The 14,322-nt window shown below is 68.6% G+C and carries 13 protein-coding genes and 2 tRNA genes; all 15 read left to right on the top strand.

What is annotated here, in order from left to right:
* On the top strand, nucleotides 1–1,143 hold a 1,143-nt coding region (locus tag PJB24_RS11140; protein WP_273845863.1), incomplete at its 5' end, for a toprim domain-containing protein.
* Nucleotides 1,144–1,187: 44 nt separating this feature from the next.
* Nucleotides 1,188–1,260 (top strand) — tRNA-Asn (locus PJB24_RS11135).
* A gap of 8 nt (nucleotides 1,261–1,268) precedes the next feature.
* Nucleotides 1,269–1,342, top strand: a tRNA-Ile gene (locus PJB24_RS11130).
* Nucleotides 1,343–1,648: 306 nt separating this feature from the next.
* Nucleotides 1,649–2,083: a division/cell wall cluster transcriptional repressor MraZ gene (gene mraZ / locus PJB24_RS11125; protein ID WP_273845874.1), complete on the top strand. Its 435-nt coding sequence runs from the start codon at nucleotides 1,649–1,651 to the stop codon at nucleotides 2,081–2,083.
* Between the two features lie 7 nt (nucleotides 2,084–2,090).
* Nucleotides 2,091–3,026, top strand: a complete 936-nt coding sequence (rsmH, locus tag PJB24_RS11120) for a 16S rRNA (cytosine(1402)-N(4))-methyltransferase RsmH (protein ID WP_273845861.1) — start codon at nucleotides 2,091–2,093, stop codon at nucleotides 3,024–3,026.
* Nucleotides 3,027–3,479: a septum formation initiator family protein gene (locus tag PJB24_RS11115; protein WP_273845858.1), complete on the top strand. Its 453-nt coding sequence runs from the start codon at nucleotides 3,027–3,029 to the stop codon at nucleotides 3,477–3,479.
* Nucleotides 3,480–3,486: 7 nt separating this feature from the next.
* On the top strand, nucleotides 3,487–5,160 hold the full coding sequence (locus PJB24_RS11110) for a peptidoglycan D,D-transpeptidase FtsI family protein (RefSeq protein ID WP_273845856.1): 1,674 nt from the start codon (nucleotides 3,487–3,489) through the stop codon (nucleotides 5,158–5,160).
* On the top strand, nucleotides 5,157–6,536 hold the full coding sequence (locus tag PJB24_RS11105; RefSeq protein WP_273845872.1) for a UDP-N-acetylmuramoyl-tripeptide--D-alanyl-D-alanine ligase: 1,380 nt from the start codon (nucleotides 5,157–5,159) through the stop codon (nucleotides 6,534–6,536). Before PJB24_RS11110 ends, PJB24_RS11105 begins: the two co-directional genes overlap by 4 nt.
* Nucleotide 6,537: 1 nt before the next feature.
* Nucleotides 6,538–7,521 (top strand): phospho-N-acetylmuramoyl-pentapeptide-transferase, encoded by a 984-nt coding sequence (gene mraY / locus PJB24_RS11100; protein WP_273845870.1) that lies wholly within the window; start codon nucleotides 6,538–6,540, stop codon nucleotides 7,519–7,521.
* Nucleotides 7,522–7,528: 7 nt separating this feature from the next.
* Nucleotides 7,529–8,857 (top strand): UDP-N-acetylmuramoyl-L-alanine--D-glutamate ligase, encoded by a 1,329-nt coding sequence (gene murD, locus PJB24_RS11095; RefSeq protein ID WP_273845853.1) that lies wholly within the window; start codon nucleotides 7,529–7,531, stop codon nucleotides 8,855–8,857.
* Entirely contained in the window at nucleotides 8,858–10,045 is a 1,188-nt protein-coding gene (locus PJB24_RS11090) for an FtsW/RodA/SpoVE family cell cycle protein (RefSeq protein ID WP_273845851.1), read from the top strand.
* Nucleotides 9,939–11,030: a UDP-N-acetylglucosamine--N-acetylmuramyl-(pentapeptide) pyrophosphoryl-undecaprenol N-acetylglucosamine transferase gene (locus PJB24_RS11085; protein WP_273845850.1), complete on the top strand. Its 1,092-nt coding sequence runs from the start codon at nucleotides 9,939–9,941 to the stop codon at nucleotides 11,028–11,030. Before PJB24_RS11090 ends, PJB24_RS11085 begins: the two co-directional genes overlap by 107 nt.
* Nucleotides 11,027–12,382: a UDP-N-acetylmuramate--L-alanine ligase gene (gene murC / locus PJB24_RS11080; RefSeq protein ID WP_273845848.1), complete on the top strand. Its 1,356-nt coding sequence runs from the start codon at nucleotides 11,027–11,029 to the stop codon at nucleotides 12,380–12,382. The genes PJB24_RS11085 and murC overlap by 4 nt, the downstream gene beginning before the upstream one ends.
* A 10-nt stretch (nucleotides 12,383–12,392) precedes the next feature.
* Nucleotides 12,393–13,067, top strand: a complete 675-nt coding sequence (locus tag PJB24_RS11075) for a cell division protein FtsQ/DivIB (RefSeq protein ID WP_273845846.1) — start codon at nucleotides 12,393–12,395, stop codon at nucleotides 13,065–13,067.
* Entirely contained in the window at nucleotides 13,051–14,283 is a 1,233-nt protein-coding gene (ftsA, locus tag PJB24_RS11070; RefSeq protein WP_273845843.1) for a cell division protein FtsA, read from the top strand. The genes PJB24_RS11075 and ftsA overlap by 17 nt, the downstream gene beginning before the upstream one ends.
* Nucleotides 14,284–14,322 lie beyond the last annotated feature (39 nt).

The following is a 14,322-nucleotide window of genomic DNA, read 5'->3' as shown; positions in this document are numbered from 1 at the left end:
ATCCTGGACCGTCGGGGGAGGGTCGTGGGGTTCGGGGCGCGGGTGCCCGGGGAGGGGACTCCGAAGTACCTGAACACGCCGGAGACCGAGGTCTTCAACAAGCGGGAGCTTCTCTATGGTCTGCCGCAGGCACTGCGGGCGATGCGGGAGGAGCGGTCGGCGGTGGTCGTGGAGGGATATACGGACGTCCTGTTGCTCTCGCAGGGGGGGATGAAGAACGTTGTGGCGACGCTCGGTACGGCGATGACCGAGGCTCATCTCAGGACGTTGAGCGCCCACGCCGACACCATATACCTGCTCTTCGATCCTGATGTGGCGGGCGAGAGAGCCATCGAGCGGGTCACCGCTGCTTCCGCCCGGCTCGGGCTCGACCTGAGGGTTTTGCGGCTCGAAGAGGATCCGGCCGACTGGGTCCTCTCGCACCCGGCCTCCGAGCTCTCCTCCATGCTCTCCGGCGCCGTGTCGGTCATGGAGTACGGCATCCGACGCATCGCCGACCGGTACCTCGGGGCGGATGCCGCGAGCCGTTCTCGCGCCCTGCCGGAGGTACGGGCTCTGATAAGGGGGGTGAGGGATCCCGTACTGCACAGGGAGGCGGTCCGGATCGCCTCCGAGGCGCTCGGCGTTCCGGCGCGGCTGTTGCAGGAGGGAAGAAAGCTCATGCCGGATGGTTCCGGAAGGGTCGCATCCGGAGGTTTGCCGCCCGACGACCCCTATCTGCAGGCGGGCCGTGAGGTGCTGGCGCTTATGATCACCCGCCCCGATCTCACCGCGCCCCTGCTGCGCGAGGGGGTGATCTCGCCGGTGCTGCCGGAGCCTTTCTTCCTGCGAAAGGAGGACTTCCCCGATCCAGAACAGGCGGAGATCTTCTCCGTCTGCTCCGAGCTCGCTGGTGCCGGGACCGGCGATATACTGTCCGACGAACGCCTGAGAGACAGGATGGACAGCGTCGGAGAACTCGCCAGCTACGGCCAGAGGCTCTTCCCCACCCCAGAATCTGTGCGTGAGTCCTGGCTGCGCCTCGGCGTCCTCAGCTGCCGGCGCCGCAAGCGCGAGACGACCGACTACGACCTCAAGGCCCGGCTGCACGACCGCGCCAGGCTACTGGAGCAGGCGATGCGCGACTTCCCTGCCTCTCCTTGAACACCATGCCAGCCGCCCGTATAATTACGCCCCGCAGAAGCCGTTCCCCTGTAGCTCAATTGGCAGAGCATTCGGCTGTTAACCGAAGGGTTGCTGGTTCGAGTCCAGCCAGGGGAGCCCCCAGCGGGCCCATAGCTCAGTTGGTCAGAGCATCCGACTCATAATCGGACGGTCCCAGGTTCGAGTCCTGGTGGGCCCACCCACCATACCTCCAAGAGATTCAATTCGCTTCTCCGCAACATGTTGGGGACCATCCCTGCAACCGTCCAGAGATATTGGGCAGCCTCCCACGATGGGAAATTTTTCTCTCCAGCCCATGAGATCCCGATTCCGATCTTTTTAGGAGGGGGTCCATATCCCTGGGGGGGAGGGATAAAGGATGAAATATGGGCTCCAGATGGTGTTGGAAGTGGTTTTGGACCCCTATGGATTGCGGTTTGTGGAGTGATATGCAAGAATCACCGCAGCCGTGGGTCAAAGTGGAGCGTAGTGGGAGGGAGATGCCCTGGCTCTCCTTGGCGAGTACGAACACACGCTGGATGAGAAGGGGCGGCTCACCCTCCCTTCCAAGCTCCGGCCTTACTTCGAGGGTGGTATCGTGATCACCAAGGGTGTGGACCGGTGCCTGTTTGCGTTCCCGCCCGAGGAGTGGGCGGCCTTCAAGGCGAACATAAAGGCCAATGCGGATCTCTCGGCGCGTGGGCGCCAGCTTTCGAGGATGTTTTTCTCGATGGCGTTCGAGGCGACGCTCGACAGGCAGGGGCGGGTCCTCATCCCGGCCAAGCTTGCGCGGTATGCGGGGCTTGAGCGGGATGTCACGCTGACCGGCGTTGACGACCGGCTGGAGATCTGGGACACCAGGGAGTGGAACCGTTACGTGGAGGGTGCGGACGAGACCTTTGCGGACATCGTTGAGGAGTTCGCCGGGAGGGAGCTGTAGGGGCGTGATGGCGCTCTCGCACACGCCGGTGATGCTCGAGGAGGTGATGGAGGCGCTCGACCTCCGGGGCTCCGAGACGGTGGTCGACGCCACCTTCGGCGGCGGGGGGCACACCCGCAGGATACTGGAGCTGCTCGGGGAGGATGGGAGAGTCGTTGGGGTGGACCGGGATCCGGAGGCGGGGCGGCGGGCCGCACTGGTGCGCGACGCGCGCTTCGTCTTCCGTCCCGGCCCCTACGACGAGGTCCTGCGGGAGATGGTCGAGGAGGGCTGGCGGGTTGACGCGGTCCTCTTCGACCTTGGGCTTTCGAGCCACCAGGTCGACGACCCCGGACGGGGCTTCAGCTACGTGCGCGAGGGGCCGCTGGACATGAGGATGGATCCGACCTCTGGTGTCTCCGCGGCGGACTTCCTGAACGGGGCTTCCGAAGAAGAGATCGCGGGGGTCCTCGTGCGCCACGGGGACGTCGTGCCGGGCGAGGCCCACCGCATCGCGCGGGAGATCGCCGCGCGGCGCCCGCTTTCGACCACGACGGATCTCGCGGAGGCGGTGAGGGCGGCGGTCGGCTGGAGGCGTCGGGGGGGCAATCCCGCCAAGCGCGTCTTTCAGGCGGTGAGGATGCACGTCAACGACGAGCCCGGCGGGCTCCGGCGCGCGCTCGAGGCCACGGAGCGTCTGCTCCGGGAGGGAGGGAGGCTCGTGGTCGTCTCCTTCCACTCCGGGGAGGACCGGATCGTCAAGCGGTTCATAAGGGAGAGGGAGGGCAGGTGCACCTGTCCCCCGGAGCTGCCGGTCTGCGTCTGCGGGGCCCGTCCGACGTTCCGGCGGGCCAAGGTGATGCGTCCCTCGCGGGAGGAGGTGGGGCGCAACCCCCGCAGCGCCTCCGCCCGGCTCAGGAGCGCCGTGCGTACCGCCGAGCCTCCGAGGGAGGGTGAGGCTTAGGTGGCCGTCCCGCAGGAGAACCGGGGGCGTGCGTGGTCGCCGGAGATCTGGGAGAGGGGCGACGAGCGGGAGCGTGAGATCCGGCGGCGCGAGATCCGGCGCCGCCGGCAGATGCGCCGGCGTGCCGCCATCCGGCGTCGCAGGTTCATCGCGCTCGTCGTCGTTCCCGTGTTGCTGATGCTCGGCAACGTCTACGTACACACCATCTTGAGCCGGCTGGACGTCCGGGTGCAGGATCTCAGGCAGCAGCAGGCCCGGATGCAGGCTCAAGGGGAGAAGCTCGACGTCCGGGTGGCCCGGCTTTCGCGGCCGCAGAGGATACGCACGCTGGCACGCACGGAGCTCGGGATGAGAGACCCGGGCGGCACCGACATGAAGGTCTACGTCACAGGAAAGAACGGGGAGGATGGGGAGAATGCCCAGCAGAAGAAGGACGCCGGAGGAGGAAGATAGGCGGAGGATGAAAACCAGGCGCGGGAGGCGATCCCGCGCGCGTCCCGGGACCGGCCGGTCACGCCTGCGGGCGGTGGCGGCCGGGGTTGCCGTCGCGGGGCTCCTGCTGGGCGGACGGGCTGCCTACCTGAGCCTGGATGGGACCGGGGCGTACAGGACGCTCGCCTCCGAGCAGGCGGGGGGCGTGGTACAGGACGTGGCCGCCGGGCGTGGCGACATCGTCGGCATGGGGGGACAGAAGCTCGCGACCTCGGTCAAGACCGCCGACGTGGTGGCCACGCCCTATCAGGTCAGGGACCCGGAGAAGGCCACAAAGGAGCTCTCGCGCGTCCTCGGCGGGGGGATGAACCCGAAAGAGATAGAGGGGTTGCTCACCAGGCGCGGCTCCGACGGCCGGCTCAGCGGCTACAGTGTGGTCGCCCGGGACGTGGATCTCGGGGTGGCGCGGAAGGTGCGTGCACTCGGTATAGAGGGCGTATACACCATATCCGACGCGAAGCGCGTCTATCCCGACGGGGACCTCGCCAGCCAGCTGCTCGGCTACTACAGCGATTACGGCCGGGCCTACGGTGGAGTCGAGGCGACCTACGACGGGAGGCTCTCGAGGGGGCAGGACGTGCGCCTGACCATAAACGCTGCGGTGCAGCAACAGCTGCAGAAGGCCCTCTCCGAGTCGATGAGCCGCTTCCACGCGAGGAGCGCCCAAGGGCTGGTGATGAACGTGAGAGACGGCTCCATCCTGGCCCTCGCCAACGTTCCCGGCTACGACGACAACCACTACGACCAGGCGCCGGGCGCACTCCAGCGCGACCGGGTGCTCACCGATCCGTACGAACCGGGCTCGACCTTCAAGGCGTTCACGGTCGCCGCCGCTCTGCAGGAGGGGGTAATAACCCCGCGAACCACCTTCACGGTGCCGGATCAGATCCAGATACCCGGCGCCGTGGTGCATGATTCGCTGCCTCATCCTGTGGAGCAGATGACCCCGGCGAAGATACTGCAGCAGTCGAGCAATGTGGGGGCGACCAAGATCGCGGAGAGGCTCGGGGGGCGGCGGCTCTACGAGTACATAGAGCGGTTCGGGTTCGGCAGGAAGACCGGCATAGACCTCGCCGGTGAGGCGACGGGGTACGTGCCCCCGTATCGGCAGTGGAGCGGGACGACGATAGGCAACATACCCTTCGGCCAGGGGCTCACTGTCACCCCGCTGCAGCTCGCCGCCGGCTACGCGGCGATCGCCAACGGCGGCCGGCTCGTCACCCCACACGTGGTGCAGGGACACGACACCAGGCCCGGACCCAGGGTGATAAGCCCCCGAACCTCATCTATAGTAAACCGGATGCTGCAGAGCGTCGTCGACAAGGGGACAGGAGTGTGCGCCAGAATTCCGGGATACAGGATCGCCGGGAAGACCGGTACGGCACAGAAGGTCGATCCTGCGACCGGTGCCTACTCGAGCACGGACTACGTCGCGTCGTTCATCGGGTTCGCTCCAGCCGACGACCCCAGGTACCTGGTGCTCATGATCGTGGATGATCCACAGGGGGATATCTACGGGGAGACGGTCGTGGCACCGTACTTCAGGGATGTCATGGGCTACACATTGAGCTACTACAACGTGCCGCCCGACCCCCGGGTCGCGGGCGTGGCCCCCGACAAGAGGGCGGTTTGCCAGACATGAGGGGTACGCCGCTCGAAGAGGTGGCCCGGGTGATCGGGGCCCGGCTGGTGGGCGCACGGGTCGGACGGACGGTGCGCGGCGTGTGCATCGATTCCCGCCGGGCGGGGCCAGACGAGCTCTTCTTCGCGCTCAGGGGGCGCGTGGACGGCGCCGAGTACGCCGGGGACGCCCTCGCGCGCGGGGCCGTGGCGGTGGTCGCCAGCCGGCCGGTCGAAGGGCCCACGCTCGTGGTGGACGACCCGCTCGACGCCCTGCAGCGTCTGGCGCGCTGGAGCATCGAGACCTGGGAGCCCGAGCCCCCGGTCGTCGTCGGGATAACCGGGAGCGTCGGCAAGACCACGACAAAGGACGCGCTCGCCGCCATCCTGAGGACGGCGGGCAGGCACGTTACCGCCACCGGCGGCAACTACAACAACGAGATCGGGCTGCCGCTCACCGTACTCTCGGCGAACGAGAGCTCGGAGGTGATGGTGCTCGAGATGGGGGCGACGCACGAGGGTGACATCGCCCACCTCTGCCGGATCGCACCCCCGCAGGTGGGTGTTCTCACCGCCATCGCCCCGGTGCACCTGGACACTTTCGGGAGCATCGAGGGCATCGCCCGGGGCAAGGGGGAGCTCGCGCGCTCGCTCCCCGACGATGGGGTGATGGTCGCGCCGGTGGGGGTTCCCCCGGCGGCGATCGCCGAGGGAAGAAACCTCCGTCGCCGGATAACCTTCGGTCGGGAGCGGCAGGAAGGCGTGGACCTCTGGGCCTCGGAGGTCAGGGAAGGGCCGGAGGGGCTCGGTTTCAGGATGCACCTGGGGTCTCAGAGCGTCCGGGTGTGCAGCCCCGTCTTCGGGACGCACCTCGTTCAGCCTCTGCTCGCCGCCACGGGCGGGGCGCTCGCTCTGGGGCTCTCGCTGGAGGAGTGTGCGGCGGGGCTCTCGCGGGTGAAGCGGACCGGGCTGCGCGGGGAGGTCTATCGCCTGCGGGGGGACATAGTGCTCTACGACGATACCTACAACGCCTCTCCGGCGGCGATGCAGGCCGTGCTGCGCTACGCGAGGTCGCAGGCCGGAGAGCAGGGGCGGAGATGCGTCGCCGTGCTCGGCGGGATGTACGAGCTCGGTCTCTGGGCCCGGGAGTACCACCGGGAGATCGGACGCCTCGCGGACGAGCTCGGCTTCGATCTTCTGGTCTGCGTCGGCGACGAGGCGCGCTGGTACGCCGAGGGTTTCTCCGGCGAGGTCGTCCCGTGCGGGGACGTCGAAGAGGCTTACGGGGTGCTGGAGGAGCGCCTGGAGGACGGGGATTACGTGGTCGTCAAGGGGTCGCGCGGCGTCGGGCTCGACGCGCTGACCCGCAGGCTGAGAGAGAGCCTGGCCGTTGTTTAGCGTGATTCTGGGGGCCGGGGTCGCATTCTTCGTGACGGTCAGCCTCGGCTCCAAATTCATAGCGTTTCTGCAGAGCCGGAAGTTCGGCCAGTTCGTGCGCGAGGAGGGTCCGCAGACGCACCTGATCAAGGCGGGCACCCCGACGATGGGCGGGGTGGTCATGCTGCTGGGGCTCCTGGGGGCGCTCGCGGTCGTGGCGCGGCTCAACTGGACGACGGTGGCGATGCTGATAATCATCGCGGTGGCCGCCGGGATCGGGCTCTACGACGACTGGCAGAAGATCTCCAAGCGGCGCAGCGAGGGGCTGAGCGCCCGCTACAAGTTCCTCTTGCAGGTGGGGGCGGTGGTGGTTGCGGACGTGCTGGCGCTGCACTACGTCGGGATGACGCAGGAGGTCGTGGTGCCGGGGCTCGACCGGAACCTGATGCTCGGTCCCGGGGTACTGGGAGTGGTGTTCTTCTGTTTGTTCTCGCTGCTCGTCATAGCCGGGACGACGAACGCGGTGAACCTCACCGACGGGCTCGACGGGCTCGCGGCCGGGACCGGAACGCTGGCGCTCACCGCCTATACCGGGATAGCCTTCCTCGAGCGGCAGTACGACGTGGCCGTGATCTGCGGGGCGATGGCCGGGGCAGCGGTCGGATTCCTCTGGTACAACGCGCACCCCGCGGAGGTGTTCATGGGGGATACCGGGTCTCTGGCCATCGGTGGGGTGCTCTCCGCGGCCGCCATCCTGACCAAGACCGAGCTGATCCTGCCGGTGGTGGGCGGGCTGTTCGTCATAGAGGCCCTCTCGGTGATCATCCAGTACACGGTCTTCAAGATGACCGGCCGGCGGGTGTTCAAGATGGCCCCGATCCACCACCACTTCGAGCTCTCGGGGTGGAAGGAGAACAAGGTCGTGGTGCGTTTCTGGATCGTGCAGGCGGCCTTCGCCGCCTCGGGGTTCATCCTCTACTACTTCACCCTCTACAACTCGGCGTGAGGAGGTCATGAAGTCAGGGAAGACACTGGTTTACGGGCTCGGAGAGTCGGGACGCGCGGCGTGCCGGGCGCTGCTCGATGAGAGCGGGATGGGGGTCGTCGCCGCGGACCTGGCGGATTCCACGGAGCTGCGCCGGCTCGTGCGGGAGCTCGGGGTCGAGGGACGGCTCGGGGTCTCCCCGGACGAAGCCCTGGAGGGCGTCGGGCGGGTGGTGGTGAGCCCGGGCGTGCCGCCCTCTGACCCGGTTCTCTCGGCTGCGGAAAAGAGGGGGCTGGAGATCGTACCCGAGGTCGGGGTCGCGCTCGGGATGCTCGGAGGTGGGGTGCGGATCGCGGCGGTGACGGGCACCAACGGCAAGACAACCGTGGTGGACATGGCGGGCGCGATGCTGCGCGAGGCCGGCGTGGATCACGCCGTGGCGGGCAACTCCTGGCGGGCGCTCAGCGGTTGCGTCGAGGAGGCGCGGCGCGCGGGGGTGCTGCTGCTCGAGCTCTCCTCCTTCCAGCTCCACTACCTCGAAGGGTTCGGTTTTGAGGCCGCCGCCCTCCTCAACGTGCGGCCGGACCACCTCGACTGGCACTCCTCCTTCGAGGAGTACGCCCGGGACAAGCTCAGGATCTTCGCGGGGCAGCGGCCGGAGGATCTCGCGGTCGTGAGCGCCCGCGACCCGGTCGGGAGCGGGGCAGCGCCGTCGCTCGCGGCCGAGACTCTCGTGGTCGGGGAGGAGGGAACGGAGGTGCGCGACGGGTGGCTCCTTCTGCGCGGCGAGCGTCTCGTCGAGACCGGGCGGCTCTCTTTCACCGGCCGGCACAACCTGGAGAACGCGCTCTTCGCGGCGGCCCTGGCGCAGAGGCTCGGCGCGGACCGGGCCGGGATCGCCGCAGCCCTCGTCTCCTACCGGCTCAAGCCGCACCGCATGCAGGTCGTCGCCGAACGGGGGGGCGTGCTCTACGTGGACGACTCGAAGGCGACCAATCCCTCCTCGGTCGCCGCCGCCCTGGAGAGCTTCGACCGGCCGGTGGTGCTCCTGCTCGGAGGCTCGGAGAAGGAGACCGGCTTCGAGGAGATCGTGCCGTACCTCGGGCGGTGCCGGACGGTGGTCTGTTTCGGGAAGGCGGGCCCCAAAATACGAGGTTATCTGGCGCGGGAGGCGGCGATGGACGGGAGGCTGTTGCTGGTGCCCGACCTGGCCCAGGCGGTGGAAGCCGCGCGCCGGGAGGCCCGGGCCGGGGACGTGGTGCTCCTCTCGCCCGGATGCGCGAGCTTCGACGAGTTCTCCGGATACGCCGAGCGGGGGGAATTCTTCGCGCGGCTCGCGAGGGAGGAAGCCGGCTAGATGCTGCAGCGGGGATCCGTTCGGGCCAATCTGTTCCTCGTCGCGCTCGGGCTCTCGCTGCTCGGGGCGGTGATGGTCTACTCGGCCACATATAGAGATTACGGGGCGCACTACCTGCTCGTACGGGCGGCGCACATCGTGCTCGGGGTCGTCATCTTCGCGGTAGTCAGGAAGATCCGATACACCACGTGGCGCAGGGTCTACCCGGCCTTCTACCTGGCCGTGCTCGCGGCCCTGCTTCTGGTCCTTGTGCCGGGGGTCGGGACCGAGGTCGGGGGGGCGAGGAGGTGGTTCGACCTCGGATTTTTGAGCCTGCAGCCCTCGGAGTTCGCCAAGCTGGCCGCCATCTTCGTCGCGGGCTTCGCGCTCGCCCGCTACCGGCCTGGTGGGAGGTTCCCGGTCGGCGCGCTCGCGGCGGTCGGGCTGCTCTTCCTGCTGGTGGTCGCCGAGCCGGACTTCGGGACCTCGCTCGTGATCATCTCCGGGGTCGGCGGGGTGCTCCTCGCCTCCGAGGTACGCACGCGGAGCCTGGTCTCTCTGGGAGCGGTGTCGGCCGTGCTGCTGGTCGGGGTCATGCTGCTCGAGCCCTACCGCAGGCAACGGTTCCTGACGTTCCTCGACCCGTGGTCCTCGGCCAAGGGGTCGGGGTACCAGATCGTGCAGTCGATACTGGCGATAAAGAGTGGCAACATACTCGGGGCCGGACCCGGCGCCGGGGAGCGGGTGGCCTACATCCCGGAGATACGGACGGACATGGTCTTCGCGCTCATCGGGGAGGAGCTCGGCCTGATAGGCATGCTCGTCGTCATCGCGGCTTTCGTCTTCGTGGCGCTCGCGGGCTACAGAATCGCGCTCGATGCCCCCACGATCGCCGCGCGCTGCGTGGCGGCCGGGATCACGACGATGCTCACCGTGCAGGCGGTCTTCAACGTCGGGGCCGCGACCGGTATGCTGCCGCTCGCCGGGATGACGCTCCCGTTCGTGAGCTATGGCGGATCGAGCCTGATGGTATCTTTTGCAGCCGTCGGTATCCTCTACCGGATATCCGAGGACAGCGAGCGAGTGAGAGAGGTCGATGCGGGTGCGAGCACCAGCGAGGATACTGATAGCGGGCGGCGGAACGGGCGGGCACGCGATCCCCGCGCTGTGCGTGGCCGGGGAGCTCGCCGGGCGGAGGGCCACGGTTGAGTTCGTGGGCGCCTCCTCGGGGATAGAGGCGGATCTGGTGCCCCGGGCGGGATACCCCTTCCACCCGCTGCTGCTGCGGGGGATGGCGGGCGGCGTCTTCGCCCGGGGACGGGCGGCGGCGCTCTTCGCCCGGGCCGTGCTCGCCTGCCGCGGTCTGATGCGCTCTTTCGAGCCCGGCGCGGTGCTCGGGGTCGGTGGGTACGCGAGCGCGCCGGCGGTGGCCGCGGCCCGCTCGCTCGGGATACCGACGTTCCTGCACGAGCAGAATTCGGTGCCCGGCCGGGTGAACCGGCTGGCGAGCCGCGTGGCCTCCGGTACGTTCGTGACCTTCCCCGAGGCGGCCGGGGTGCTGCGCGGGGCGCGCGTGGTGGGGATGCCGACCCGGCGCGAGTTCTTCGCGGCGGACAGGGAGAGGGCGCTCGCGGAGCTCGGCCTCGAGCCGCCGGTCGTCCTCGTCTTCGGCGGGAGCGGCGGGGCGCTCAGGATCAACCTGGCCGCACAGGAGGCCTTCGGCTCGGGCGAGACCCCGTACACGGTGGTGCAGGTCGCGGGCAGGAGGGACTACGGCCGGCTCTCGACGAAGAACCCTCGGCACCTCATCCTGGAGTACGAGCCCGAGCTGTGGCGCTACGTCGCGGCCTGCGAGCTCGCGGTCACGAGAGCCGGCGCCGGCTCGCTCTTCGATCTGGCGGCGGCCGGGAGGGCGGCGATACTCGTCCCCTACCCCTACGCCGCCCAAGACCACCAGCTGCACAACGCCCGCTACTTCACCGGGCGTGGGGCGGCCGAGCTGATGCTGGACGGGGAGGTCGACGCCCGGAGGCTGCGGGAGAGGGTCGAGGGGTTGCTCGGCGACAAGGGGCGCCGGGAGCAGCTCGCCGCCCGGATGAAGGAACTGGCGACGCCGGATGCCGCCGCGGAGGTGGCCACGGCCCTCCTCGAGGCGGCCTGGCGGAAGGACGATCAGGGGAGGATGAAGCGTTGAGGATACACATGGTCGGGATCGGGGGGGCCGGGATGAGCGGCATTGCCCAGATCCTCCGCGCCAGAGGACACGATGTGACCGGCTCCGACCTCAAGGAGTCCAGCTACACGAGGCGGCTGCGCGAGGTGGGGGTGCCGGTGGTGATCGGTCACGACGCCTCCAACGTCGGCGATGCGGAGGTCGTCGTGGTCTCCACCGCGATCCCGGAGACCAATCCGGAGGTTCTCGAAGCGAGGAGGAGGGGTATCTCCGTCATCCCCCGGGCGCAGGCCCTCTCCAAGATACTGGAGGGCAAACGGGGTATCGCGGTCGCCGGGACCCACGGCAAGACGACCACGACGAGCATGATCGCCCACGCTCTCAGGGTTCTCGGGGAGAGCCCGACGGCGCTCGTCGGCGGGGAGCTCAACGACATCGGCTCCAACGCCCTTGATGGTACCGGGGAGCTCGTGGTGGCCGAGGCGGATGAGAGCGACCGCTCGCTGCTCTACCTGAGCCCGGAGGCTGCCGTGGTGACCAACGTCGAGTTCGACCACCCGGACTTCTACCACTCGCTCGACGACGTCCTGGAGACTTTCGCGTGCTTCGTCGGGAGGCTGCCGGAGGACGGCCTGCTGGTGACCTGCGCCGAGGACGAGCGCTGCCTGAAGCTCGCCTCCCGGGCTCCGTGCGAGGTGGTCACCTACGGCATCTCCGGCGGGGAGCTGCGGGCGCGCATACTCGGCCCGAACCGCTACGTCCTGCTCGAGGACGGGAAGGAACTCGGCGAGGTCAGGCTCGGTGTCTTCGGGAGGCACAACGTGCTCAACTCGCTCGCTGCGGCCGCGGTGGCACGCTGGCTCGGCCACGACGCCCACGAGGCGGCCCGCGCCCTCGCGACGTTCTCCGGGGTGCGGCGGCGCTTCCAGCTCAAGGGGGTGCGCTCGAACGTCAGGGTCGTCGACGACTACGCCCACCACCCGACCGAGCTCGCCGCGACCCTTGAGGTGGCGCGGGCGACGCTGGAGCCCGGAGGTAGGGTGATCGCGGTCTTCCAGCCGCACCGATACTCGCGCACCCGCCGGCTCTACCGCGAGTTCGGCGGAGCTTTCTCGGCGGCGGACGCGGTGCTCGTCACCGAGGTCTACGGTGCCGGGGAGATGCCCCTGCCGGGCGTGAACGGGAAGCTGATCGTCGACGCGATCTGCGACGTTCCGGACTACGGACCGCGCCGGCCCGAGGTCTATTACCTCCCGGAGCTCAACGTCATCCCCCGCGTCCTGCGCGAGATCTGCGAGAGCGGGGATACCGTGCTCACTCTCGGCGCCGGGGACGTCTCCAGGGTCGGCGATGAGCTGCTCGCACTACTCTGAGGGGAGGGGGATGAGCTTTTCGCCGGCCCGGCTGCTGCGCGCGATCTCGGTCTCGGTCGCCGTCGCAGCCCTGACCGCCGCGACCGTCTACATCGTCTCCGGGCTGCTCTTCCCCGTCAAGGGCGTCCGGGTCACGGGCAACCACGTGGTGTCCGACGGCGAGGTCCGGGCCCAGATTCCGGACCATTCCAGCCTCCTCACCCTCAACTCCGGACTTCTGATCCGCAGGCTCAAGACTGACCCATGGATCGAGGGTGTGAAGGTGATCCGTAACTGGAGATCAGGTATAGTGACGGTTGAGGTAGAGGAACGGCGGGCCGTCCTGGCCGCGAACGTCTCCGGAAGGAGGATCTTCGTCGCGCAGGACGGTACGCGTCTGCCGGGGTCGGGAGGCGCCCGGCTCAGCCCCGTGAACCTCGACCACTACGAGCTCGGGAGGGTGGTGGAGAATGTCAGGGTGCTCGAGAGAAACGGTGTGCGCGTGCAGGAGATAGGAGGCGTGACCCCCGGAGGGGTGCACGCCCGGGTCTCCGGGCGTGAGGTGGTGTTCTACGGAAGGGTGACGACCGCGCAGGCCCGGGCGCTGAAAGAGATCATGCGCCGCAACCCCACCGCGAAGGTCTTCGATCTGCGCTCGCCGGAGCGCGTGGTGGTCGGCAGCTCCGGAGATGCCGGCAGGGGGTAGTGGGGGCGCGGACTCTCCGCGCCGTCAGGTCTACGCGCTGGACGTTGGCACGACCAAAGTGGTAGCCCTCGCCGGGGTGCCCGCCAGAGGGGAGGATCCCGCCGGGGTCGCCTCGATGGGCGAGGCGCCGAGCCGCGGGCTCAGGAAAGGCGTTGTCGTGGACCGGGACGCTGCCGCCGATACCGTGGCGCGGGCGCTGGAGCGCTGCGGCGTCCCGGCCGGCTCGCAGGTCGTCGTGGGGATCGCGGGCAGTCACATCGAATGCACGCGGCTCGAGGCCACGTTGCTCAACCGCGGGGGGGACCTGACCGTTACGGAGACTTTCCTTCGGAGGCTCGAGGAGGAGGTGAGGCTGGCCGCCGCCCGGGAAGGTCGCCAGGTCATCCACGTCGTGCCCCGCGAGTACGTCCTGGACGGCTCCGAGGGAGTCAGGCACCCGATCGGGCTCGCCGCCCACCGGGTGACGCTTCGCGCGAGCGTCGTCAGCGGCGCGATGACCAGCATCCAGAACCTACTCTACGCCGTGGGGGACTGCGGGGTAGAGGCGCAGAGGGTCGTGCTGGAGCCTCTGGCCTCCGCCGGGGCCTGCCTGCCGGAACGGGCCCGCTCCAGGGGCGCGGTTCTCCTGGACGTCGGTGGCGGTACCACCGACGTGGCCGTCTTCGAGGACGGCGCACTCGTGCACGCCGCGGTCATCCCCATAGGCGGAGAGAGCTTCTCCTCGGACGTGGCCTACGGTATGAAGGTGCCGTTCGAGGTCGCCGAGCGGCTCAAGGTGCGCTACGGCTCCGTCCTCTCCCGCACCATAGATCCCGTCGCCGCCGTCAGGCTCGGCGGCCGTTATTACAACGCCCACTTCCTGAGCGAGATACTCGAGTACCGCGCCAGGGAGGTCTTCGAGTACGTCCGCGAGACCCTGCGGGAGGCCGGCGTGCGGAGCCTCCCCGGTGGGGTCTTCATCACCGGCGGGGGATCCCTGCTCGAGGGTATGGACGAGGTGTGCGAGGAGATACTGGGGATGCGCGCCTCCAGAGCCGCGCCTCGCAGGCTCGAGGAGAACGCTAAAGCTCTACGCAAACCTCAGTATTCGACCGCCGTAGGGCTTCTGGATTTCGCTCCGCCCGACGATAACCCTGTAGCAGAGAGTGAGGGTGCAACGAGATTCAGTTTTGGTAGCATTGTGGCCGCTATCAAGAGTTGGTTTTGGGGCGAGTGAGTAGCCAAGAGGAAACTTCGGGAGAACAGGCGTTGGAGG

This window comes from Rubrobacter calidifluminis (genome assembly GCF_028617075.1).
Lineage (GTDB): Bacteria > Actinomycetota > Rubrobacteria > Rubrobacterales > Rubrobacteraceae > Rubrobacter_E > Rubrobacter_E calidifluminis.
The sequence above is the reverse complement of the archived record's forward strand: the minus strand, read 5'-3'. Positions and strand labels throughout refer to the sequence as shown.